At 37.5% G+C, this 23801-nt stretch carries 23 protein-coding genes; 22 read left to right on the forward strand and 1 reads right to left on the reverse strand.

Annotated features, from left to right (window positions below; all coding sequences use genetic code 11):
* Positions 1-84 precede the first annotated feature (84 nt).
* The 22 genes from IX38_RS07860 to IX38_RS07965 all read left to right on the forward strand — a co-directional run bounded on the left by IX38_RS07860 (position 85) and on the right by IX38_RS07965 (position 22516).
* Positions 85-1212, forward strand: coding sequence for a GTP cyclohydrolase (locus IX38_RS07860; protein WP_034703550.1), 1128 nt, complete (start codon positions 85-87; stop codon positions 1210-1212).
* 113 nt (positions 1213-1325) lie between these two features.
* Entirely contained in the window at positions 1326-1502 is a 177-nt protein-coding gene (locus IX38_RS22930; protein ID WP_165570715.1) for a hypothetical protein, read from the forward strand.
* 121 nt (positions 1503-1623) lie between these two features.
* The gene (locus IX38_RS07865; RefSeq protein ID WP_034703551.1) at positions 1624-1995 is read left to right on the forward strand and encodes an NADH-quinone oxidoreductase subunit A; all 372 of its coding nucleotides are present in this window, start codon (positions 1624-1626) and stop codon (positions 1993-1995) included.
* Positions 1996-2095: 100 nt separating this feature from the next.
* Positions 2096-2656 (forward strand): NADH-quinone oxidoreductase subunit B, encoded by a 561-nt coding sequence (locus IX38_RS07870; RefSeq protein ID WP_029298772.1) that lies wholly within the window; start codon positions 2096-2098, stop codon positions 2654-2656.
* Between the two features lie 5 nt (positions 2657-2661).
* Positions 2662-3156: an NADH-quinone oxidoreductase subunit C gene (locus tag IX38_RS07875; RefSeq protein ID WP_034703552.1), complete on the forward strand. Its 495-nt coding sequence runs from the start codon at positions 2662-2664 to the stop codon at positions 3154-3156.
* A gap of 74 nt (positions 3157-3230) precedes the next feature.
* Positions 3231-4454 carry an NADH-quinone oxidoreductase subunit D gene (locus IX38_RS07880; protein ID WP_034703553.1) on the forward strand — a complete coding sequence of 408 codons (1224 nt, stop codon included), beginning with the start codon at positions 3231-3233 and terminating at the stop codon, positions 4452-4454.
* A 123-nt stretch (positions 4455-4577) separates the two neighbouring features.
* Positions 4578-5087, forward strand: coding sequence for an NADH-quinone oxidoreductase subunit NuoE family protein (locus IX38_RS07885; RefSeq protein ID WP_034703555.1), 510 nt, complete (start codon positions 4578-4580; stop codon positions 5085-5087).
* Positions 5088-5099: 12 nt separating this feature from the next.
* Positions 5100-6458, forward strand: a complete 1359-nt coding sequence (gene nuoF / locus IX38_RS07890) for an NADH-quinone oxidoreductase subunit NuoF (RefSeq protein WP_034703557.1) — start codon at positions 5100-5102, stop codon at positions 6456-6458.
* A gap of 1 nt (position 6459) precedes the next feature.
* A complete protein-coding gene (locus IX38_RS07895) occupies positions 6460-7335 on the forward strand; it encodes a hypothetical protein (RefSeq protein WP_034703559.1) in 876 nt (291 codons plus the stop codon).
* 43 nt (positions 7336-7378) lie between these two features.
* The gene (locus tag IX38_RS07900; RefSeq protein WP_034703561.1) at positions 7379-8377 is read left to right on the forward strand and encodes a 2Fe-2S iron-sulfur cluster-binding protein; all 999 of its coding nucleotides are present in this window, start codon (positions 7379-7381) and stop codon (positions 8375-8377) included.
* Positions 8378-8455: 78 nt separating this feature from the next.
* On the forward strand, positions 8456-9520 hold the full coding sequence (nuoH, locus tag IX38_RS07905) for an NADH-quinone oxidoreductase subunit NuoH (protein WP_034703564.1): 1065 nt from the start codon (positions 8456-8458) through the stop codon (positions 9518-9520).
* Positions 9521-9576: 56 nt separating this feature from the next.
* Positions 9577-10134: a NuoI/complex I 23 kDa subunit family protein gene (locus IX38_RS07910; RefSeq protein WP_034703566.1), complete on the forward strand. Its 558-nt coding sequence runs from the start codon at positions 9577-9579 to the stop codon at positions 10132-10134.
* Positions 10134-10631 (forward strand): NADH-quinone oxidoreductase subunit J family protein, encoded by a 498-nt coding sequence (locus IX38_RS07915; RefSeq protein ID WP_034703568.1) that lies wholly within the window; start codon positions 10134-10136, stop codon positions 10629-10631. Before IX38_RS07910 ends, IX38_RS07915 begins: the two co-directional genes overlap by 1 nt.
* A 4-nt stretch (positions 10632-10635) precedes the next feature.
* Positions 10636-10965: an NADH-quinone oxidoreductase subunit NuoK gene (gene nuoK, locus IX38_RS07920; protein ID WP_034703571.1), complete on the forward strand. Its 330-nt coding sequence runs from the start codon at positions 10636-10638 to the stop codon at positions 10963-10965.
* Between the two features lie 3 nt (positions 10966-10968).
* Positions 10969-12882, forward strand: coding sequence for an NADH-quinone oxidoreductase subunit L (gene nuoL, locus IX38_RS07925; RefSeq protein ID WP_034703573.1), 1914 nt, complete (start codon positions 10969-10971; stop codon positions 12880-12882).
* Positions 12882-14375 carry a complex I subunit 4 family protein gene (locus IX38_RS07930; RefSeq protein WP_034703575.1) on the forward strand — a complete coding sequence of 498 codons (1494 nt, stop codon included), beginning with the start codon at positions 12882-12884 and terminating at the stop codon, positions 14373-14375. The genes nuoL and IX38_RS07930 overlap by 1 nt, the downstream gene beginning before the upstream one ends.
* A 169-nt stretch (positions 14376-14544) precedes the next feature.
* Entirely contained in the window at positions 14545-15924 is a 1380-nt protein-coding gene (locus IX38_RS07935; RefSeq protein WP_034703578.1) for an NADH-quinone oxidoreductase subunit N, read from the forward strand.
* Between the two features lie 337 nt (positions 15925-16261).
* On the forward strand, positions 16262-17788 hold the full coding sequence (locus IX38_RS07940) for a hypothetical protein (RefSeq protein ID WP_034703580.1): 1527 nt from the start codon (positions 16262-16264) through the stop codon (positions 17786-17788).
* A gap of 166 nt (positions 17789-17954) precedes the next feature.
* Positions 17955-18662: a hypothetical protein gene (locus tag IX38_RS07945; protein ID WP_131368648.1), complete on the forward strand. Its 708-nt coding sequence runs from the start codon at positions 17955-17957 to the stop codon at positions 18660-18662.
* A 193-nt stretch (positions 18663-18855) separates the two neighbouring features.
* Complete coding sequence (locus tag IX38_RS07955) at positions 18856-19599, forward strand: hypothetical protein (protein ID WP_034703583.1); 744 nt, start codon at positions 18856-18858, stop codon at positions 19597-19599.
* Between the two features lie 241 nt (positions 19600-19840).
* Complete coding sequence (locus tag IX38_RS07960; RefSeq protein WP_034703584.1) at positions 19841-20092, forward strand: hypothetical protein; 252 nt, start codon at positions 19841-19843, stop codon at positions 20090-20092.
* 123 nt (positions 20093-20215) lie between these two features.
* A complete protein-coding gene (locus tag IX38_RS07965) occupies positions 20216-22516 on the forward strand; it encodes a GAF domain-containing protein (protein WP_034703587.1) in 2301 nt (766 codons plus the stop codon).
* 91 nt (positions 22517-22607) lie between these two features.
* On the opposite strand, the gene IX38_RS07970 is transcribed toward IX38_RS07965, so the two are convergent.
* The gene (locus IX38_RS07970; RefSeq protein WP_034703589.1) at positions 22608-23786 is read right to left on the reverse strand and encodes a Pycsar system effector family protein; all 1179 of its coding nucleotides are present in this window, start codon (positions 23784-23786) and stop codon (positions 22608-22610) included.
* Between the last annotated feature and the right edge of the window lie 15 nt (positions 23787-23801).

The following is a 23801-nucleotide window of genomic DNA, read 5'->3' on the forward strand; positions in this document are numbered from 1 at the left end:
AAATTTTAACCATAATGATGTAAAAACTGTGCCAAAGTATTACATTTTATTATCTATATTTGTTCTCTAATTACCCTTTAAACTATGTCTAAAGTTTCAATTATTGAAGTGAAAAACCTGGATGAATTAAAAAAATTCGTAAGGTTTCCAATGGATCTTTATAAAAACAACCCGTATTATGTTCCTTCCTTTATCAAAGACGAATTTAAAATCTGGGACAAAAAAGAAAATCCGGCTTTAAACTATTCGGAAGCCAGGCAGTATCTTGCCCTGAAAGACAATAAAGTAGTTGGAAGAATTGCTGTGATCATCAATCATAAAGAAGAACAGGAGCTGGGCATCAGAAAAGTACGTTTTGGCTGGATTGATTTCATGGACGATAAAGAAGTTTCCACAGCTTTGATTCAGAAAGCAATTGATTACGCCAAAGAAAACAATATAGACAAGATCGAAGGACCAATGGGCTTCACCAACCTTGATAAAGCAGGTATGCTGACAATGGGATTCGATAAGCTGGCAACCATGATCGGGATCTATAACCACGAATACTACCCTAAACACCTGGAAGAACTGGGACTCACCAAAGAAAAGGAATGGGTGGAATACGAGATGAACTTCCCTAAGGTTTTACCCGAAAAAGTAGAAAAATTCAGTGGGCTGATTGCACAGAAATACAAGCTTAAAGTTCTTAATTTCAAATCGAAACAGGAGATCTTACCGTTTGTAGAACCTATGTTTAAGCTTCTTGACGAAACCTATAAGCACCTTTCCACCTACACTCCTATTTCGGACGAACAGATACAGACTTACAGGGAAAAGTACTTCCCTTTCATAGATAAAAATTACGTCATCTGTGTTGTGGACGAAAATAACGAGCTGGTTTCATTTGCCATCACCATGCCTTCTTATTCAAAAGCGCTGCAGAAATCAAAAGGAAAGCTGTTCCCTTTCGGATGGTGGCACTTTTTACAGGCAGGCAAGAAAAACGACCGTGCCAATTTTTACCTGATAGGAATTCATCCTGAATATCAAAGACGTGGAGTCACTGCCATTATATTTAAAGAAATCTTTGTCCGGTTTACCAGTATGGGAATCGATTTTGCCGAGACCAATCCGGAACTGGAAGAAAATAAAAGCGTTCAGGTCCTCTGGCAGGATTACAATCCGGTAAACCACAAGAGAAGAAGAACCTATTCATTAATGATAAATTAAGAATAAAAATATGAGCTGTTAGTGGAATTATTTCAAATACAACACTAATAACTCATATTTTACCACCTGAAACCCTTAACTCAGATTTCTAACCCGCAACACACATCCAATCCATGAAGCCACATCTCATTGTTTTTGCCATTCTGATCGCAGCATTTATCGTTTACAACTTCTTTTTCAAGATCGAAGACGACCGGCTGAATACGATAGTTAACATAATACTGGCCAGTATTCTTTTTGGATACATATCATTCATGGCCTATTCTCTCCTCAAAAAAATGAAGAAATAAATACTATTTTTATTGATTCTAAATTACCGCTTTTCCCTATTTTCATCCCACTTTTAAGCTTATTAATTTCATGCTTTATTCTTTATTCGCTAAATTTGCAAATTGAGATAATAATGCAAAAATGAATTTACCTGAAAGTTATATTCCAATCCTAATTCAAGCTGGTGTTGCTATGGCATTCGTAGCGGTTTCTTTGCTTGGAGCCCATTTTCTGGGACCGAAACAGAAAAAAGGAAATTCTGTGAAAAACCAAAGCTGGGAATGTGGCGTTCCTGTAGAAGGAAATGCGAGAACACCGTTTTCCATTAAATACTTCCTGACTGCGGTATTATTCGTGCTATTCGATATTGAAATCGTATTTTTCTATCCCTATGCGGTTAACTTCAGAGAATTCGGAATGGAAGGATTCCTGGCTGTTCTAACGTTCGTCGCAATTTTCTTCATGGCATTTTTCTATGTATGGAAGCGCGGCGCATTAGATTGGGATAAATAAAGAATAGAAATTTTAAATGACAATTTTAGATCAGAAAAATTAGAGTTAAGTTAACATTAACACCAATTTAGAATCTAAACTAAAATCTTAAATCAATCAAATGTCAGATAACAAACCAATAATAAGAACAGATGCACCTGCTCCCGAAGGATTTGAAGGAGAAGGTTTTTTCGCAACGAAACTGAGCAGTGTAATCGGGATGGCCAGAAAGTTCTCTCTTTGGCCGCTACCATTTGCAACCTCTTGTTGTGGTATCGAGTTTATGGCTACCCTGAACCCAACGTATGACGCTTCAAGATTTGGTATGGAAAGAAACTCTTTCTCGCCAAGACAGGCGGATATGCTGATGGTTTGCGGGACTATATCTAAAAAATTAGGACCTGTCCTGAAAGAAGTGTACACTCAGATGGCAGAGCCAAAATGGGTGGTTGCTGTTGGAGCCTGTGCTTCCAGCGGTGGTATTTTTGATACCTACTCTGTTTTACAGGGAATTGATAAAATTATTCCGGTTGACGTTTATGTTCCCGGATGCCCTCCAAGACCGGAGCAGATTATTGAAGGCGTAATGCAGGTTCAGGCTTTGGCGGAAAGCGAAAGCATCAGAAGAAGAGATATGCCGGAATATCAGAAATTACTAGATTCTTACAACATAAGCAACTAAGGGAAATGACAAACGAATTTGTATTAGAAGCCATCACAAGAGAATTTCCGGAATCTGTGGTTTCAAGTTCAGAACCTTACGGAATGCTGACAGTTGAAGTGAAGAAAGAAGACATCAAAAAAATCATTCATTACCTGAGAGATTCATCGTTGGAATTCAATTTCCTTACCGATATCTGCGGGATTCACTACCCTGAATTTCCGGACAAGGAGATCGGTGTAGTGTACCACCTTCACAATATGATGGCCAATTTCAGATTACGTCTGAAGATCTTTATGTCCAGAGAAAATATTGAAGTGGATTCTCTTGTAGACTTGTTTGCCGGAGCCAACTGGATGGAAAGAGAAACGTTTGATTTCTACGGAATTAAATTTAAAGGACATCCTGACCTGAGACCTATCCTGAACATGGAAGATCTCGGATACCACCCTATGCTGAAGGAATACCGTCTGGAAGATGGTACCAGAACAGACAAGGACGATAATATGTTCGGAAGATAAAAATAATGCAATAAGCAATAAGCAATAAGCAACAAGCTTAAAGCCTAAAGCCTAGAGCCTAAAGCATTTAAATTATGAAAGATAACTCATTATCTAATATACTTAACCAGTACGAAAGTAAGGAGCAGATTGACGGGCAGCTTTATACCCTCAATTTAGGACCTACCCACCCTGCCACCCATGGGATCTTCCAGAATATCTTAACGATGGACGGAGAAAGAATCCTTCACGCGGAGCAAACGGTAGGATATATCCACAGAGCTTTTGAGAAAATTTCTGAAAGAAGGAATTATGCTCAGATCACTACCCTTACCGACCGTATGAATTACTGTTCTGCCCCAATTAACAATTTAGGCTGGCACATGACAGTAGAAAAGCTGATCGGCGTACAAGTTCCGAAACGTGTAGATTATATGCGTGTTATTTTAATGGAATTAGCCAGAATCGGTGACCACCTGATCTGTAATGGGGTAACAGGAATGGATGCAGGAGCGATCACAGGACTTACCTATATGTTCATCGAAAGAGAGCGTATTTATGATATGTACGAGCAGATCTGCGGAGCGAGAATGACAACGAATATGGGAAGAATCGGAGGATTTGAAAGAGATTTCACCCCGAAATTCCATGAATTATTACAGGATTTCTTAAAAACCTTCCCGGCAAGATTCAAAGAATTCGGAACCTTACTGGAAAGAAACAGGATCTTTATGGACAGAACCATCGGAGCAGGAGCCATTACTGCCGAAAGAGCATTAAGCTATGGTTTTACAGGTCCGAATTTGCGTGCAGCAGGAGTTGATTATGACGTGAGAGTGGCACAGCCTTATTCTTCTTACGAAGATTTCGATTTCATTATCCCTGTAGGAACTGCGGGTGACACATACGACCGTTTCATGGTTCGTCAGCAGGAAATCTGGGAATCACTTAAAATTATCAATCAGGCATATGACAATCTTCCTGAAGGACCATTCCATGCGGATGTTCCTGATTTCTATCTTCCTGAAAAGGCAGATGTTTACAGTAAAATGGAAGCGTTAATTTACCATTTCAAAATCGTAATGGGAGAAACTGACGTACCGAAAGGGGAAGTTTACCATGCAGTAGAAGGCGGAAACGGAGAATTAGGATTCTATCTGGTGAGCGACGGGGGAAGAAGCCCGTACAGACTTCACTTCAGAAGACCATGCTTCATCTATTACCAGGCATATCCTGAAATGATCACAGGTTCTGTAATTTCAGACGCGATCGTTACAATGTGTAGTATGAATATTATTGCGGGAGAATTAGACGCATAATCAGACAAAAAGATAAAAGGAGAAAGATAAAATACTTTCTTCAACCCAATATAAATACGAATTTAGAATAACGGACTTCAGAATCTTTTTCTTTGTTCTTTACTCTTTAATCTTAGATAAAAAATGAGCGAAACAATAGCTTTTAAACCGGAAAGTTTAGAACAGGTACACAAAATTATCGCAAGATATCCTGAGGGAAGACAAAAGTCTGCTCTTCTTCCTGTACTTCACTTAGCACAGAAAGAATTCGGAGGATGGTTAGACGTTCCTGTGATGGATTATGTTGCTGAATTATTAAGTATTAAGCCAATTGAAGTATACGAAGTAGCTACTTTTTATACCATGTTCAATATGAAGCCGGTTGGTAAATATGTTTTGGAAGTATGCAGAACCGGACCCTGTATGGTGTGCGGAAGCGAAAAAATTCTTGATCATATCAGAACCAAACTCAATATTAAGGACGGAGAAACTACCGAAGATGGTATGTTTACCCTAAAGCCTGCCGAATGTCTTGGAGCTTGCGGATACGCACCAATGCTTCAGCTGGGAAAATTCTTTCATGAAAATTTAACGATAGAAAAAGTAGACGAAATCCTTGATCTTTGCAGACAGGGACAGGTTGCTTTAGATTAATTAAAATATACGATGAGTAAAAAACTTTTACTTAAAGATGCACATATAGAAGGTATTCGCTACTTTGAAACTTACCGTAAACAAGGAGGTTACACCGCAGCTGAAAAAGCCTTGAAAATGACACCCGACGAAATTCTTGAAGAAGTAAAAGCTTCAGGACTTCGCGGACGTGGTGGAGCTGGATTCCCGACAGGGATGAAATGGAGCTTTCTGGCAAAACCGGAAGGCGTGCCAAGACACCTGGTCGTGAATGCCGATGAATCCGAGCCCGGAACTTTCAAAGACAGATATTTAATGGAATTTCTTCCTCATTTACTGATCGAAGGAATGCTTATATCGTCTTACTGTTTAGGCTCCAATGTTTCTTACATCTACATCCGTGGAGAATATTCATGGATCCCTGATATTTTGGAAGAAGCTATTGAAGAAGCCAAAGCTGCAGGATTTTTGGGTAAAAACATCATGGGAACTGGTTTCGACTGTGAAATTTACGTTCAGAGAGGTGGAGGAGCATATATCTGTGGTGAAGAAACCGCATTGCTTGAATCCCTTGAAGGTAAAAGAGGAAATCCAAGATTAAAACCGCCATTCCCGGCTGTAAAAGGACTTTGGGAAAGACCAACGGTAGTAAACAATGTTGAATCTATTGCAGCAATCGTTCCAATCATTGATATTACAGGTGCTGAATACACTAAAATCGGGGTGGGAAGATCTACAGGTACGAAATTAATTTCTGCCTGCGGAAACATCAACAAACCTGGAGTTTATGAAATAGATATGACCATTACGGTTGAAGAATTTATTTATTCTGATGAATATTGTGGAGGTATTAAAGATGGGAAAAAGCTAAAAGCCTGTATTCCCGGAGGAAGTTCTGTTCCGATTGTGCCTGCCAACTTATTACTGAGAACCGTAAACGGAGAACCAAGATACATGAACTATGAATCATTGGCAGACGGTGGATTTGCTACCGGAACCATGATGGGTTCAGGAGGTTTCATTGTTTTGGATGAAGATCAGTGTATCGTAGAACATACCATGACTTTAGCGAGATTTTACAATCACGAAAGTTGCGGACAGTGTACTCCTTGCCGTGAAGGAACGGGATGGATGTACAAAATTTTGAAAAAAATTGAGAAAGGAGAAGGAAAAATGGAAGATATCGACCTTCTTTGGGACATCCAGAGAAAAATCGAAGGAAATACTATTTGTCCGTTAGGTGATGCAGCGGCCTGGCCTGTTGCAGCAGCGATTCGTCACTTCAGAGATGAATTCGAATGGCACATTAAAAATCCTGAATTGTCTCAGACACAAAATTACGGATTAGCACATTATGCAGACCCAATCCCTGCAGTTGAGAATAATGCTTAGAATGAAAAATTTATTGGTTGTCGGCTTAATGATTATGTCGGGGTTTGTTTTTGGACAAAATATAAATGATACTTTGAGGCAACTTAATCAGGAGCCTCTTATAAGTGGAAAAAAGATAAAACCTTATCCATTAAGCAAGAAAGGTCAGATATTCGTTTTTTATGGATGGAACAGAGATGCTTTCAGTAATTCTGACATCCATTTTACCGGAAATGGCTATGATTTTCAGCTGAATAATGTACAGGCAAGAGATAAACCTACCAAGTTCGGAATCGTTTATATCGATCCAAGCTGGTTTACCGTAACGCAGTATAATTTCAGAATAGGATATTTTATAAAAGATAACCTGGCACTTGTTTTAGGAATTGACCATATGAAATATGTGATGAAGCAGGAACAGACCGCTGATTTTTCAGGAACAATTTCAGATCCTAAATATGCAGCGATGGTACAGAACGGACAGGTCAATTTAGCAGATACCGAGTTCCTTACTTTCGAGCATACAGATGGACTTAATTATGAAAATTTAGGTCTTGAAAAATATAAAAATCTTATTCATAAGAGAAATATAGATTTAGTATGGTCTTATGGAGCAGGAATCGGGGTAATGTTCCCGAAAAGTAATATCAAACTTTTCGGAAATGAAAGAAGCGACCGTTTTCACGTTGCAGGTATGGGAACCGATCTTAGATCCAGTCTTAACCTGGTTTTCTGGAAAAACTGGATGATCAGGGCAGAGGCAAAAGCAGGATATATTAATATGTGGGATATTAAAACTACATTGAATAATAAGCCGGATAAAGCCCGTCAGGATTTTGTTTTCGTACAGGCCCTTGCCGGAATCGGGTATACATTTAACACGAAGAAGTATAATTAAAATAGAGCTTACCGCCTGAAAAGCATAAGCGAAAGCATAGAATATGAGCGAAGAGGTTAAAAAATTCAAAATAACTATAGACGGACAGACTACTGAAGTTTTGCCTGGAACTTCTATTTTGGAAGCTGCCAGACAAATCGGTGGAAGATCTGTACCTCCTGCGATGTGCTACTACAGCAAATTGGAAACCAGCGGAGGGAGATGTAGAACTTGCTTGGTCGAAGTTTCCAAAGGATCCGAAGCAGATCCCCGCCCTATGCCTAAATTAGTCGCTAGTTGCAGAACTAACGTCATGGACGGTATGGAAGTGAAAAATCTTTCTTCTGAAAAAGCTCAGGAAGGCAGAAAAGCCGTTACCGAATTCTTACTGGTGAACCACCCTCTGGACTGCCCTGTTTGCGACCAGGCCGGTGAATGCCACCTTCAGGATCTTGGTTACGAGCACGGAAACCTTGAGACCAGAACTGAATTTGAAAGAAATACTTACGAAGCAGACGATCTTGGTCCGAATATCAAGTTGAATATGAACCGTTGTATTTTGTGTGCAAGATGTGTTTTAACAGCAAATCAGCTTACAGATACAAGAGAACACGGAATTCTTTTCAGAGGAGATCACGCTGAAATTTCCACCTATTTAAATAAAGCTTTGGATAATGATTTCATCGGAAACATTATTGATGTTTGCCCGGTAGGAGCATTAACAGACAGGACTTCCCGTTTTGCAAGCAGAGTTTGGTTTACAAAACCAATGAACGCTACCTGTAAATGTGATAAATGTTCAGGAAAAGCCCTAGTTTGGATGAAAGGTGATGAAATCGTAAGAGTTACTGCAAGAAAAGACCAGTGGGGTGAAGTGGAAGAATTTATCTGCGATACCTGCCGTTTCGAAAGAAAAGAACTGTCCGACTGGAATATTGAAGGTCCAAGACATATCGACAGACACTCGGTAATTTCATTGAACCACTACGAAAAGCCTAAGGATGAGCTGAGAGTTCTGGACAATCCTATGGCAAAAGAAATCAGTGAAAAAGACGAAAAATAATTTTAATAAGATTGCAGATTTCAGAAACAGATTTAATCTAATTTCTAACTTCTACTATCTAACATCTATAAAAATAAAATGGATTTACTAACATTTAAACTTATACTTGTACTGGCACTTTTCCTGCTGTCTCTTACGATAGCCGCCTACTCTACCTGGGCAGAAAGAAAAGTTGCCTCTATCATGCAGGATAGAATTGGTCCCAACAGAGCCGGACCTTTCGGATTACTGCAGCCACTTGCCGACGGTGGGAAGTTTTTCTTTAAGGAAGATTTTACCCCTGCCAATGCTGAAAAGTTTCTTTTCGTATTAGGACCGGCTTTGGTCATGTTTATTTCATTAATCACAGGAGCGGTTATTCCTTGGGGTAAAACCTTGAATTTTGGTGGAGTTTCTTACGATTTACAAGTAGCAAATATCGATGTTGGTGTACTTTTCATCATTGGAATGGCTTCCATCGGTGTATACGGAATCATGATCGGAGGTTGGGCTTCTAATAACAAATATTCATTATTAGGTGCAATCCGTGCTTCTTCTCAGATGATTTCTTACGAATTGGCGATGGGATTGGCTTTGCTTTCTATCATTATGATGACGGGAAGTTTAGATTTAAAAGAAATTACGGAAAGCCAGACCACAGGAAAACTTTGGGGAGTTATTCCCTGGGTTTCCGGACTGAACTGGAATATTTTCTACCAGCCGATTGCTTTCCTTGTTTTCTTCGTGGCAGCTTTGGCAGAAACCAACAGACACCCTTTCGATTTACCTGAATGTGAATCTGAACTGGTAACTGGATATTCTACGGAATATTCTTCCATGAAGCTGGGATTATATATGTTTGGTGAATATGTGAACATGTTTATCTCCAATGCTTTCATGGTCGTTCTTTTCTTCGGTGGCTACAACTATCCGGGAATCGAATGGGTAACTCACCACTGGGGCGAAAACGTTGCAGGAATCCTGAGTATCGTAGCATTTTTAACGAAAACGGTAATCGGAATTCTGATTTTTATGTGGATCAGATGGACGCTTCCGAGATTCAGATATGACCAGTTAATGCACTTAGGATGGAAAACTCTGATCCCGATGGCATTAGTAAACCTATTGATTACAGGTGCTGTGATTTTAGCATTTGCCAACTAGAGATAAGAATATATTTTTAATGCTGAATAAAACTTCAGCCTAAAAAAATTAAATAAATGAAACTTACGAACAGATCAAAAGTTGTTTCCAACAAAGAAATGACCCTTGCTGAAAAAATCTACCTTCCTGCTATTTTTACCGGGATGGGGATTACATTTAAGCATGCTGTAAGAACCGTGATAAAAGGTGCTCCCGCAGTATATTCATATCCGGAAGTACAGAAACCCAGAACCACCATCTGGAGAGGTCAGCACGTTCTGAAAAGAGACGAAGAAGGCAGAGAAAGATGTACAGCCTGTGGACTTTGTGCCGTAGCCTGTCCTGCAGAAGCCATTACGATGACCGCTTCAGAAAGAACGAAGGAGGAAAAAGGTCTTTACAGAGAAGAAAAATATGCTTCGGTATATGAAATCAATATGCTGAGATGTATTTTCTGCGGGATGTGTGAAGAAGCCTGTCCGAAATCTGCTATTTATCTTACAGACAGATTAGTGGATGTAGAAACCAACAGAGGATCTTTCATCTACGGAAAAGATAAATTGGTTGAAAAAATAAATGAAAGGATTGACATTACGACAAGACAGTCCGAGAAACAAAAAAATGCGGTAAAATAATGGATCAGTTTTTATTTTTCTTGGTGGCGTTTTTAGCAGTGGCTAGTGCAGTGTATTTTGTATTTGCAAGAAATCCTCTCTATGCTATTTTGTCATTAATTGTTACGATGTTTTCAATTGCGGGAATGTACATTCTTCTGAATGCCCAATTCCTTGCCATCATTCAGATTATAGTGTATGCCGGAGCCATCATGGTATTATTCCTTTATATCCTGATGATGCTTAACCTTAATAAACAAGACGAAAGTAAGAAGAACAATACTTTAAAATTTGTTGGAGTTTTTACAGCCGGTCTTTTATTAATTGGAGTTTTAGGCGTATTCAGAGGCGTTCAGGACAATCACATTGTTGTTGAAAATGTAGACAAAGGTGTGGGTCTTACGAAAAACCTGGGGAGACTTTTGTTTAATCAATATGTTTTACCGTTTGAGCTTGCTTCTATCCTGATTTTGGCAGGTATTGTAGGTGCGGTATTAATCGGTAAAAAAGATTTATAAAATTATGGGAGAAGTAAATACATTTATACAAAGCGTCCCTCTTAACTATTTCATCATACTTTCTTCAGTATTGTTCTGTCTGGGAGTATTGGGAGTATTGCTGAGAAAGAACGCTATTGTTATTTTGGGCTGTGTAGAGCTTATGCTGAATTCTGTAAACCTTTTGCTGGCTGCTTTTTCAGCCTATAAAGGAAACGGAGACGGACAGCTTTTAGTTTTCTTCATTATGGTGGTAGCCGCCGCTGAAGTAGCGGTAGGTCTGGCAATTATTGCTATGCTGTATAGAAATACCCGTTCTGTGGATGTAAGTATATTTAATAAATTAAGAGGATAAGGAATGGAAAATTTAGTGTATGCAATAATACTTTTACCACTTTTAGGCTTTCTTATTAACGGTTTATTCGGGAAAAATCTTCCAAAAATATTTGTAGGCTCTCTGGCTACGGCAATGGTTTTCGGGTCATTCTGTATCGCGGTAAGTCTTTTCATGAAATTTGATTCTGAAAGTCAGCCGATTATCGTAAAGGCTTTTGAGTGGTTTACAGTAAACGGGATCCAGATCAATGTAGGATTCCAGATCGATCAGCTTTCGTTAATGATGGTTATGATCATTACCGGGATCGGTTCACTGATCCATTTATATTCCATCGGATATATGAGCCATGATAAAGGTTTCTATAAGTTTTTTACTTATCTGAATCTTTTCATCTTCTCGATGTTACTTTTAGTGATGGGAAGCAACTACCTGATCTTGTTTATCGGATGGGAAGGTGTAGGACTTTGCTCTTACCTGCTGATCGGATTCTGGTATACCAACGAAGAATATGGTAAAGCAGCAAGAAAAGCTTTCATCATGAACAGAATTGGTGACCTTGCCTTGCTGATCGGGATCTTCATGATCGCTGCTCAGACCAATGCAGTGGATTTCCTTACCGTAGCACAGAACTCTTCAAAATTTGAATTAGACGGAACAGTAATTATCTTTATTACGGCCAGTTTATTTATCGGGGCTACCGGTAAATCAGCTCAGGTTCCTTTATATACATGGCTGCCGGATGCGATGGCCGGTCCTACTCCTGTATCAGCGTTGATCCACGCGGCAACAATGGTAACGGCAGGGATCTATCTGGTAGTAAGATCCAACTTCTTATTTACTTTGGCACCTACGGTTCAGGGAGGAATTTTATTCATCGGATTCTTAACAGCTGCTTTGGCAGGATTCTATGCACTTCGTCAGAACGACATCAAAAAAGTATTGGCCTACTCTACCGTTTCACAGCTTGGATTTATGTTCATTGCTTTAGGACTGGGAGCTTATACAACAGCGATGTTCCACGTAATGACACACGCATTCTTCAAAGCACTATTATTCCTGGGAGCAGGTTCTGTGATCCACGCGATGAGCAACGAGCAGGATATGCGTTTCATGGGAGGTCTTAAAAAATACATTCCCATTACACACGCTACTTTCCTGATCGGAACATTAGCGATCTCAGGTTTCCCCCTATTATCAGGGATGATCTCGAAAGACGAAATTTTAGTAGCAGCTTTCGCTAAAAATCCAATTTACTGGGTATTCTTATTTATTTTAGCAGCTATTACAGCAACCTATATGTTCAGACTGTATTATCTGACGTTCCACGGAGAGTTCAGAGGTACGGAAGATCAGAAGCACCATTTACACGAAAGTCCGTCCAATATGACGCTTCCATTGATCGTACTGGCTGTCCTTTCAGTGCTTGGAGGTTTCATTAACCTTCCTCACTTCATCGGACACGGTCATTATGCAAAATTAATGGAATGGCTTAAACCTGTTCTTACCGAGCAGAGTTTCAATCAGATGGAAGCTACTCTTTCGGGAGTTCCGTTTGGTACCGAGATGATATTATTAGGAGCTACTGTACTGATGTTCTTCACTGTTTGGTTCGTTGTAAGAAACACCTACGTGAAAAAGAAAAAAATGGCTCTGGCGGAAGAAAGCTATACCGGATGGGAAAAGCTTTCTGCTAAGAAATTATATGTAGACGAACTTTACAACGCATTGATTGTAAAAACTGTTGAAGGATTAGGACGCGGAGGAAAGATGTTCGATAAAGGGATCTTAGACCGTTTTGTAGACTTCGTGGGCGAAGGCGCTGAAGACAGCGGAAAAGCGATGAAGCGTATCCAAAACGGAAATGTAGAGACTTATATTCTTATCATGTCTTTAGCAGTGGGAATTATACTGATTGTTAACTTTATATTACAATAATGTCTGGTTTATTATTAACACTATTACTATTACCTCTAGTAGGTTCGGGATTAGTTTTTGCATGGAAAAATAAATCCAGCAAATATTTGGCGCTGGGAATTGCATTGATCCAGATGCTTATTACATTCTATATCGCAGCGGATTTTAATTTTAATCCGACGGTAGACAGTGTATTACAGCACGAGATCAATTATCCCTGGTCACAGTTCATTAAAAGTTCCCTTCATTTCGGGATTGACGGGATGAGTCTGTTGCTTTTGCTGCTGACCAATATTTTAACGCCAATCATTATTTTGTCTTCTTTTAATGAAAATGTAAGCTACAGAAATACATTCTACGGTCTGATTCTGCTGATGCAGTTCGGTCTTGTAGGAGTTTTCACATCACTTGACGGATTATTGTTCTACATTTTCTGGGAAGTAACTTTGATCCCTATCTGGTTTATCGCCGGACTTTGGGGCCAGGAAAATAAAAGGCTTGAATTCACGACGAAATTTTTCGTTTATACATTCGTTGGGTCATTATTTATGTTAGCCGGATTGATCTATGTGTACAACCACTCTGCATCATTCGCTTTAACAGATTTATATAATGCCCAGCTTAATGAAGTACAGCAGACGGTGGTATTCTGGTTTATCTTCTTTGCATTTGCAGTGAAATTACCGGTATTCCCTTTCCATACATGGCAACCGGATACCTATACCTACTCTCCTACTCAGGGATCCATGCTTTTATCAGGGATCATGCTGAAGATGGCCGTATACGGTGTTATCCGTTATTTACTTCCGATCACTCCGCTTCCTATTGCAGGAATTTCAGGACAGATCGTCATTATCCTAGCTATTGTGGGAATTGTTCACGGTGCACTTATCGCAATCATCCAGACCGATATGAAGAGAATCATTGCCTATTCTTCTTTCTCTCACGTAGGATTAATGGTGGCAGGGATTTTCTCTTCCGCTGTGATTACTTTAAGAGGAACATTCAATATCGAAGGTGCTGAAGGTGCATTGGTACAGACTTTTGCTCACGGTATCAACGTTGTGGGATTATTCTACGGCTGTGATATTTTATACAAGAGATTTAAATCGAGAGACATCAGACAAATGGGAGGTTTAGCGAAAGTGGCCCCTAAGTTTGCCGTGTTATTCCTGATCATTATATTAGGTTCAATGGGAGTTCCATTAACCAATGGATTCATCGGAGAATTTATTCTGTTGAAATCTGTATATGATTTTAACGGACTGGCAGCAGTAATTGCCGGTCTTACGATTATTCTTGCGGCAGTTTATTTATTGAGATTCTACGGAAAAGCAATGTTTGGTCAGGGTGATGAAGCAGTTTTAAGTACGGCAAAAGATTTATCTGCAGTAGAATTCTCTGTTTTGGCAAGTTTGGCCGTTTTCGTGATCCTGCTGGGTATTTTCCCGCAGCCGGTAATCGATATGGTGAATAGTTCGCTGATGTTTATCTACACATCGATGGCTAATTAGAAGATTAAAAGATTTAAAAATTAAAAAATTAAGAGATTAGAGGAGAAAAAAGAATAAAGAGAAAAGAATAAAGATTTGAAAACCGGATATCGGATATGACACAAACTTTAAACTCTAAACCTTAAACTTTAAAACCTCACCTTAAAATCTCACCTCTCAAATCTATATTATGAGTGTTTTAATTATTGTTTTCCTAACGGCAGTTATTGCGTTATTTTCAGGAGTTTTCGAACAGGGAAAATTCGCAAGGTACATTGGGATTTTAGGATTGATCATCGCTTTATATGTAAGCTTCTTACCGGAATGTGCTTTCTTCGAAAAGTACAGACACATGTATGAATACACTGCAAATACTGCGTTATTCACCAAGATATCTATTGTAACAACCTTATTGTTATTCTTCCTGGGAGGTTTTGCATTCAGCAATCACAGAAGCCACCAGTCGGAATTATATGCACTGATGCTTTTTGCATTATGCGGAGGAATCATTCTTTTCGGATTCCAGAATTTGGTTACCCTTTTCCTGGGAGTAGAAATTCTTTCCATTCCGTTGTATGTAATGGCGGGTGCCAACAAAACTGATTTAAGATCAAACGAAGCTTCTATCAAATATTTCCTGATGGGTGCTTTCGCGACGGGTTTCTTACTTTTCGGGATTGCATTTATTTACGGAAGCACAGGAAGCTTTGACCTCTATAAAATCCACGATTTCGGATTGGCCAACTCTAAAGATGTAATGTTCATTTTAGGAGTCTTGCTGATTCTTTGTGCACTGGCATTCAAAGTGGCTTTAGCTCCTTTCCATATGTGGAGTCCTGATGTATATGCAGGATCACCTTCATTAATTACGGCATTCATGGCGAGTGTCGTAAAGATCTCAGGATTCTATGCTTTATTCAGGCTGATGACAATAGGTTTTGCCGGAGTTACCCACGAATGGATCAATGTTTTGGGCGTATTCTTAATCATCACCTTACTTTTGGCCAACGTGATGGGACTTGCACAAACCAACGCCAAAAGAATGCTTGCTTATTCTTCCGTATCCCACGCAGGATATATAGGATTGGTGTTCTTCGGAATGACAAGCCTTTCTACTTATAACCTGGCATTTTACCTGTTCGCTTACTCATTATCTACAGTAGGAGTTTTCATGTGCCTGATCTGGGTAGAGAAATTAAAGAGAGAGACTTCTTTCGGGGCTTTCAAAGGATTGGCTAAAACTGAACCTTTATTGGCTACGGTAGCAACAATCTCTATGCTTTCAATGGCGGGAGTTCCGTTAACGGCGGGTTTCATGGGTAAATTTGCTTTATTCTCCCAGGCTATGAACGGTGCAGCCTTCTTAGTATTAATAGCTGTTTTAGGTTCTGCCCTTTCTATCGCTTACTACTTAAGGCTGATCATTGCTATGTTCTTCTTTAAGGAATCTACATTCAAATCTTCTGAGAAGGTAACGCTTACTTACAATATCGTAGCAGTGTTTGTAATCGCATCTATTATTCTGTTGGGTATTTTCCCTGATCTGTTTGCAAGACAGTTCGGATTATAAAATCTCAATACAAAAATATACAGAAGCACAACTTTTTCAGTTGTGCTTTTTCTTTGTGATCAATGGAGTTTTTTTTAAATCAGTCTTAAGCAAGCCTACCAAAATTTTAATCATAAAGTTTTCACTTAAAAACTGTTGAATTTAAATGGTGCAAAGAAATAGGACTTCCGTCAATGATAAAGTTGAGTGTAAAACGTTCATACAATCAAAGATTGATTCTATTTTTATGAGCAGGATATAAATGACATAAAATATTTTATGTGTCAAGTTTTGTCGCCACAGTACTTTTTCTTTGTAGTAAAAGCAATAAGATAAAAACAGTTTAAAAACATAAAAAATGAATAACATTTATAACGGCTTCACCTTTGTGAAAGCTTTATCACTTAATAACCCAACAGGAACATTAAATAATGGTGATACAGAAGAAAACCAAACAGAAGAAAAACCTTTTTTGCATGCTGTTGCAGAATTTAGAACAGTGCATAAAACGTACGATGGAAGTTTTGGTTTTGATTGGTACCGGAAAAAAGATAATGGTCAATCTTATGGCATAACGTATAAAAATTTTATTAAAAGCGGGTACAAAGATGGAAGAACAAACTTAAAACCTGATGAAGCGATCAATCGTTTTTTAGATATGTATGAAGAGATACCAATTAATTTACCATCCAGAAAAAGCCAAAAAGAGAGGGAATTAAGAAACTATCAGGTTCCATATCTTTCAATGTTTTCTAAAGAGACGGTTGAAAGTATGAAACTTCCAAAAGATATTGAGCAGCCACAGTTTAGTATTACATTGTGTGCCATAGTAGAAATTGCAAGAAATTCTGTTTTAGAGTTTGAATATGATACTGCTCTTTTTGATATTACTCCGAAAACACTTGCTGATAAATCCGCAGAAAAAGGAATACGCCAGTCTAAAACGGAAGAAATTACCATTACCTGCAAAAAAGATTTGGACAGCAACAAAGAAATTAAAATCTATGCCTATCCACAGGATAAGAAATACAAAAGATCACTGGCAGGAAAAATTACCGTATTGCAAAACGATGAAAAAGTAAGGAAAAACGTAAATTTCGCATTGGTAAATGTGAAAACAAAAATAAGAGAAGAAGAATTTACAGGCAAAATAGAACCTGAAGAAATTGATACTTTAAGAAAAGCAATGTATCAGTGTTTGATTGTACCTAATATCTTTGAAGTTCCATTATTAGATTTAACTGATAATGAGAACTTCAAAATCATAAAAGACAATTTCGGACATGATAAATATGGAAAGTATATTTGTCATAATACTGCAGCAACTGTCAAATGGACAGACGGAGGGATATTTCACACCCATGGCTACACCGATTGTCAGGATTATGTAAAAAAACTTTATATATCAAAAAATAGGGATTTTTTAAAGAATACCCTCTACAAGAATTCCAAAGAAAAGATTGATGAGCAATATCTCAATAATAATATTTTTACGGTATTTGCCTTCCAGGAAGATTCATTTCTTACCTATCGTTCAACCACTTTTCGTGACAATAAAGCTACAGAAGGAGAAGTAAAAGATATAGGAGAAAATACGGCAATGCTCTTCAATAGCCTGCACAGTACCAAAAGACAGGATGAGACCTCTTTAGCTCATGAAGTTCTGCATGGATTGGGAGTTTACCACACCCATATAGATGAAGACCCAATTCCTACACCTAGAATTTTGTGTACTTTTGAAGAAAAATCAACGGACAATTATCTGTCTTACAGAGCAGTGGAACCGGACGGAATGGTACAGGGAGAAGAAAGGGAAACACTCTGGAGATGGCAGTGGAAAATAGCCAATATAAATATTCCGGAGATAGAAAATGATCCAAAATAACCATTTTAGGAACATGCTTTAATGAAGTCAGCATAGCAAAAAAGTATTATTTTGTCATGCTGAACTCATAAGATTCGACGTTCTTCGGAATTAAAATTTTCAGAAACTGAAGGACAATAATATGCATAGTTTTAACTACTTTTGAGAATACCAAAATATATCCAATATGAAAATAACACTCTCCTTTTCGTTAATTATTTATAGTTTCTTATTCTTCTCCTGTATTGCAAAAACAGCAGTAAACCAAAATACAATAATAACAATTGAGGAAAAATCTCAATTGGATAGTTCCCGTTTTGATATCAAAATGTTTGAAACAAATTCATACAAGCAAAAATTATTTAAACAAAATTTTAAAAAACCAGGATTTGATACTCAATATGAAGAAAAAAGGACTGATGGCACAGTCATTAGACAATGGACAGTTTTTCCCGAACAAGAAAAAGCAGACACTCAAGAATATGTAGAAGAAATCTCAAAAGAATGGAGTCCTTTTGTAATCAGAAAAAAATATGATTATATGGGAAGATTAAGAAGATGGTCTACGACTTTTCGGTTAGAATCTATAAATAAAAGTTATGAATACGATGAAAACGGAAAGGCTATTAAAATAACGAATTATGAAGAGAAATTTAAACATAGCTTTGCTGACATCAGAGAGCTTCTACTAAAAGCCAAAGGAATTGATATCTACGATACGAGACAGGCCATTGCAAGAAGAGTAAACCATAGATACGAAGATCCGATACAAGTTTATTACAACATCTATGTTATGGACAAAAAAGATGAAAAGAATGATTATAGCATTGTTATTTTTGATGATACATTGGAAATTAAGGAATATAGAAATGAAAATGATCCGAAAAATAAATAATGAAAAATAGTTTAATAGCAATAGTTTTCTGTAGTACAGGAATCATTTCCAAAACCATGGAGAATCTTAATATATAAAAAAGCATTTTTTGAGATAAAGCTAAAAAAAATTATAGCACCAACATTCTGATATCGTTTTTGGCATAGCTTTGTAAATACTTCGCAAGTTTTCTGTAATTTTATAAAAACTGCAAATGAAATATATTTTAGCATTAACATTTTTATTTCCACTTATTTTAAATGCACAGCAATTTGTGGCAAATGATGCCTTTTATATTGATAGAATAGTTGGACTGGATTCTATTAACATTTATCAGTATAGATTGATTAAATATGATCAAAAAAATAAGCAAAAAACAAATTATCTGTATTATTTAAATTTTGCCGATAATGGTAAATTCGAGTCATCTGAGTTGGGTTCAACTTGCGGTTTAGATGTAAATGAGTCTATATCTGGAAACTATCAATTAATTGACAATTCGCATATTTTATTACGACCAGAATTATATCATAACACAAAGAAGTTATATCCAGATTCAATTTCTTCAAAATCTCATCTATTTTTCATCTTAAAAGAGAGTGAATATAATATTAAACTAATCCAGAGTAATGGAAATATTGAAGATGATCATAAAAATGCAATATTATCCAAAAAGTTAGATGGAAAAATCAAGATGTACAATGATACTGAAAGAACTTTTTATGAGTTAATCAAATATACACCACAATCAAAAGATAATATTTCCAGAATAAATGAATATGTAAAAAATGTTTTGAAAAAAAATCCGAGAGATTATCATATTCTCTTTACAACTTGGTATCCAGATGATTATTTAGTAAATATGGTTTACAACAAAAAAACAAAAAAGACAATATTCATTGTAAATTATATTGCTAAACATGTAGAAAATGGAATGGGGCAAATTAGTATTAAATAAACTTTCATAATAAGGTAGAAGGAAGGGTATAAAATACCACACAGTCCATTACGAGAGGAGGAATCAATCAAAGATTGATTCCTCCTCTCGTAATGGACTGTTAGTCTATGACATAAACTTTGTATTAAAATAAAATTCTGTACCAGTATTTACAACATCTCAACAATTACATTAGGAAGAAACCGCATTTTTTATCTTAAATATCCATGAAAACAACTAAATTTGGATAACATTCATCACCATGAAAAAAATCATCGTCACCTTATTTGCAGCTTTATTTATTTCGACAATTGTTTTTTATATAAGCAAAAACAAAACAGATATAACGAATTACGGTATGCTTTTCGGAGCGTTGGCCACCATAATTGCTGTTCCTCTTATAAAATTTCTTTTTCCGGTGACCAAAGAATTAAAGATCGGGACATCAGAATTTTACCCAAATCTTTTTCACAAAACTGCGGAATTTTTAAAAAAGAAAAGAAATAACAGGTAATTTATCTATATCCGGTGTTTGTGCAGGAAAAATAAACAATGCTCTTATCAAGATGGATTTCACCAATTGCCAGTGCATGCAGAAATGGTGTTTTTTTCATAACTTTACTTTAAATTTCAGCTCTTGGCTCATCTTTATAAAAAAGACGCTCCTTTTCAGATTCTCATATCATTCAAAAAATATTTGGATGTGCTGGAGCATATCCGCTATAACGACCGTCTGGAATACCGTGCCAGCTACGCGGAATCAATTATTGACAGAACCAAAAAAATTAAGGAACTGAGAGATGGTTTCCAGGATATTTCGCTGCTGGAAAAACACGAAGACCTCATCAGGCTGCTGCTTGCAGACCTCTTCCCTACCGGGCTTACCCATAATGAGATTAAAGCGGCAAGTATTCCCCTTTCCAATATTACATTTAATTATACCGAAAGATTTAAGAATATCCTTAAAGATGCAGGAAAAGACTTTGAAATAGAGCTCAGAAACATTGATGATGATGAATTTTATGTCTTCTGCTGCTGTCTTATCCTTCAGACTTATTTCAAAAAAGGCATCAAAAGCAATATTCCGCTTTACTATGATATCCCGAACAGGCTGGGAATCATGAAACATTATAAGATCATAATCAATTCAGATTTTACAGATATTTATCCTACTGAAAATGCTAAAATCCCGTCTGATGATATAGTGGATATGCTGCTTGAAAACCTGGACGATTACCAGCTGTGGAAAAAATATTTCCCTTCAAAATCCTGGATCTTAAAAGGTTTCGCTATTATTTCGCTGGTAGACTGTACCTCAGAAGTCGCATTGTCTGACCTGAAATCCAGTATGATAGAGATCGATCCTGAAGACCTGAGCCCGGATGAAAACCTTGTAGAAATTTTCAAGTCTTATTTCGATGTACCTCAGCTTAATTTCGGTTTAATGCTGTTTGACAAAAAAGATCAGAAACTCGGCAGACTGCCGATCTACGAAAATGTTTTCACCCATCATGTTCTGGATTTCTGGATCAATGCATTTGATGAGGAAACCCGTAAGAATACATTCAACAATTTAAATCATAATCCCAAATCGATTGTCATCTCCAATGTCAGCAAGATGGATGACCAGATTAAAAATCTTCCTTCTTTTAATATTTTAAGGGATAACAATATCAACAGCTTCATGGTAATTCCCATCATGAAGGACAATGAGCTTCTGGCGATCATGGAGTTTACCTCTACGGAAGCCAACAGTTTCAACGGATTAAAGCTGAAAAAGATGGAGTTTTTCACAGACATGATTCTCTTCTCCCTGAACAGGTTCAGCTTTGAAAAAAACTACCAGATAGAAGCCATTATTCAGCGTGAATACACTTCCATCCACGACAGTGTAGTCTGGAAATTCAGAAATGAAGCCGAGAAATATTTCAATGCTTCGCTGGGGAAAAAAATGTACACGCTGAAACAGATCTCTTTCAAAAACCTGACACCGCTGTTTGGCTTCTCGGACATCCGTTCTTCTTCAGATAAACGTTTCAATCTGATGCTTGAAGATCTCAACCAGCAGCTTGAAAGCCTTCACGATATTTTTACACTGATCAATTCCGATTCGGAAAAATATCTTCTGGCCCTTGATATTTTTGAAAATGAGCTGAACAACGAGATCAAAGCTGATACGGAGCAACGTTTCCAGAGACTTTTGAGAGAGGATATCCACCCTTATCTACAGGGAAAACTGGAAATGAAAACCGACAGGGATATAAAAAACAAGATCAAAGATTATTTTGTACAGGTTTTCACCCAAACCGATCTGTTTTATGCCAACAGGAAAAATTTAGATGATTCTATAACGCTGGTCAACAGAAAACTCGCTGATATACTGGATGAAAGCCAGAGCAAAGCCCAGGAGATTTTCCCGCACTATTATGAGAGGTTTAAATCCGATGGTGTGGAACATAATCTCTACATCGGACATAATATCGCTCCGGACCTTAATTATACTTCAAAAGTGGTCCATAAGCTAAGATATTGGCAGCTGAAAACGATCTGTAACATGGAACACGAATTCCGGACTTTTAAAAACAGCCTTCCCATACATCTGGATATTGCATCACTGCTTTTTGTCTACAATGAAAAAATAGACATCCGCTTCAGAATGGACGAGAAACGTTTCGATGTAGACGGCGCCTACAATTCGTATTATGAAATTATAAAAAAACGTCTGGATAAAGCCCATATCAAAGATTCTTCAGAAAGGATAACCTGTCCCGGAAAAATTACCATCGTGTATTTCGGCATGGAAAACCAGAAAGAATACCTGGAATACATCAATAAGCTTCAGAAAAAAGGAATTCTTCAGAATGATGTGGAGTTTTTAAAAGTAGAAGATCTGCAGGGTATTACGGGATTACTGGCGTTGAGGATCTCTTTGGTTTAATAACACTATTCTGTAATTTTATAATTTTATGCCTATTACAAATAAAAAAACCGCTTTTCAGCGGTTTATATCGTTATTGTTTTGTGAAGATTTAAAGCGAAAGAAAAGCATAGGCAAAAGAAAGCACGGAAATAATAATTCCGGCCATAAAGATCTTATATGTTATGGACAAAAGCTTATACTTTCTGTCTAACACTTTTCCCAGGAAGTAAAGGTCTTTCACCATAGAATCATAGATATAATCCCTGTCCTTGATGAGATCTTTCATTGCATCGTGAAAATCATTGAACAGCATTTGGTGAAAGTTCCCGAAGAACAGAAGATTCACTTTTCTGTCCGCGATATCCTGAGCCGTAAAATGGGTTTTCGTTACATTCGGTTTTGTAGACAGGATCGCAAATATAATAGTCAGAACACTTGAAATAAGCAGCACAAAACTCGGAATGATAAGATGCGCATTCTTAGGGGTGTCCAGTTTAGGAACCAACACGGAAAGACAAACTGAAATAATAATGGCATTAACCGAAAGAAGAATATTCGCCTTACTGTCAGCAATATCACTCAGCCTTGTATGATTGTTCAGCGTTACCCTGAACAGGGTATCTACGCTGCGGTCGGATTTTGAATCTTTTGGATCTTTCGCTTCCTTCTTATGATCTGAATTTTCCTTTTTATCCTCTTCCTTTTCAAGCTTTTTTTCTATTTTTTTGATGTTTTTCTTTTTCAGCGGTTCCCAGTTTTCTTTAGCATATTCCGTATAATAATGATGCTTGTTTTTAAGCATCTCAAGATTTCCGGCATTCCACTCATCATTGGAAAAGCACCTTACATTGGTAAGTTCCCATTCCTTTCTGAGTGCATCGGAAATATCATTATAGTCGTGACTGGCAAAATGACTGCAGTCAGCATCTTTTACGATCTTTTCCAGAAGGTTCTGCGGTTCATACGTGATTTTAGTTGCCAGAATTAGTTGAGAAACGTCCCCGATATAATTTTCGGGGTAATTTTCCTGTTTCAGAAAACCGGTAAGGATCTCGACTCCTTTTTCCTCATGATTCTGTGCACATTCCACATAACCTGTGTCGTGGAACCACAGCGCAAGAAGTACCTTTTCCTGGTCCTCTTTGGCAACAGGTGTATTCCGCATGATCTCTTCGGCCTTGTTTACCGTATAGGTCGTGTGAATAAAATTATGATAAAAGTATACAGAAGATAACTTATCTTTGAATAAGTTTTCTACATAATCTTTAGCTTTGTGTAAAATATTCATCCCTGAATTTTTGTT

This window comes from Chryseobacterium luteum, from assembly GCF_000737785.1.
Lineage (GTDB): Bacteria > Bacteroidota > Bacteroidia > Flavobacteriales > Weeksellaceae > Chryseobacterium > Chryseobacterium luteum.

Excerpts from the sequence above, each read along its gene's own strand:
- IX38_RS07860 (WP_034703550.1), top strand. The coding sequence starts at position 85 with ATGTCTAAAGTTTCAATTATTGAAGTGAAAAACCTGGATGAATTAAAA.
- IX38_RS22930 (WP_165570715.1), top strand. The coding sequence starts at position 1,326 with ATGAAGCCACATCTCATTGTTTTTGCCATTCTGATCGCAGCATTTATC.
- IX38_RS07865 (WP_034703551.1), top strand. The coding sequence starts at position 1,624 with ATGAATTTACCTGAAAGTTATATTCCAATCCTAATTCAAGCTGGTGTT.
- IX38_RS07870 (WP_029298772.1), top strand. The coding sequence starts at position 2,096 with ATGTCAGATAACAAACCAATAATAAGAACAGATGCACCTGCTCCCGAA.
- IX38_RS07875 (WP_034703552.1), top strand. The coding sequence starts at position 2,662 with ATGACAAACGAATTTGTATTAGAAGCCATCACAAGAGAATTTCCGGAA.
- IX38_RS07880 (WP_034703553.1), top strand. The coding sequence starts at position 3,231 with ATGAAAGATAACTCATTATCTAATATACTTAACCAGTACGAAAGTAAG.
- IX38_RS07885 (WP_034703555.1), top strand. The coding sequence starts at position 4,578 with ATGAGCGAAACAATAGCTTTTAAACCGGAAAGTTTAGAACAGGTACAC.
- nuoF (WP_034703557.1), top strand. The coding sequence starts at position 5,100 with ATGAGTAAAAAACTTTTACTTAAAGATGCACATATAGAAGGTATTCGC.
- IX38_RS07895 (WP_034703559.1), top strand. The coding sequence starts at position 6,460 with ATGAAAAATTTATTGGTTGTCGGCTTAATGATTATGTCGGGGTTTGTT.
- IX38_RS07900 (WP_034703561.1), top strand. The coding sequence starts at position 7,379 with ATGAGCGAAGAGGTTAAAAAATTCAAAATAACTATAGACGGACAGACT.
- nuoH (WP_034703564.1), top strand. The coding sequence starts at position 8,456 with ATGGATTTACTAACATTTAAACTTATACTTGTACTGGCACTTTTCCTG.
- IX38_RS07910 (WP_034703566.1), top strand. The coding sequence starts at position 9,577 with ATGAAACTTACGAACAGATCAAAAGTTGTTTCCAACAAAGAAATGACC.
- IX38_RS07915 (WP_034703568.1), top strand. The coding sequence starts at position 10,134 with ATGGATCAGTTTTTATTTTTCTTGGTGGCGTTTTTAGCAGTGGCTAGT.
- nuoK (WP_034703571.1), top strand. The coding sequence starts at position 10,636 with ATGGGAGAAGTAAATACATTTATACAAAGCGTCCCTCTTAACTATTTC.
- nuoL (WP_034703573.1), top strand. The coding sequence starts at position 10,969 with ATGGAAAATTTAGTGTATGCAATAATACTTTTACCACTTTTAGGCTTT.
- IX38_RS07930 (WP_034703575.1), top strand. The coding sequence starts at position 12,882 with ATGTCTGGTTTATTATTAACACTATTACTATTACCTCTAGTAGGTTCG.
- IX38_RS07935 (WP_034703578.1), top strand. The coding sequence starts at position 14,545 with ATGAGTGTTTTAATTATTGTTTTCCTAACGGCAGTTATTGCGTTATTT.
- IX38_RS07940 (WP_034703580.1), top strand. The coding sequence starts at position 16,262 with ATGAATAACATTTATAACGGCTTCACCTTTGTGAAAGCTTTATCACTT.
- IX38_RS07945 (WP_131368648.1), top strand. The coding sequence starts at position 17,955 with ATGAAAATAACACTCTCCTTTTCGTTAATTATTTATAGTTTCTTATTC.
- IX38_RS07955 (WP_034703583.1), top strand. The coding sequence starts at position 18,856 with ATGAAATATATTTTAGCATTAACATTTTTATTTCCACTTATTTTAAAT.
- IX38_RS07960 (WP_034703584.1), top strand. The coding sequence starts at position 19,841 with ATGAAAAAAATCATCGTCACCTTATTTGCAGCTTTATTTATTTCGACA.
- IX38_RS07970 (WP_034703589.1), bottom strand. The coding sequence starts at position 23,786 with ATGAATATTTTACACAAAGCTAAAGATTATGTAGAAAACTTATTCAAA.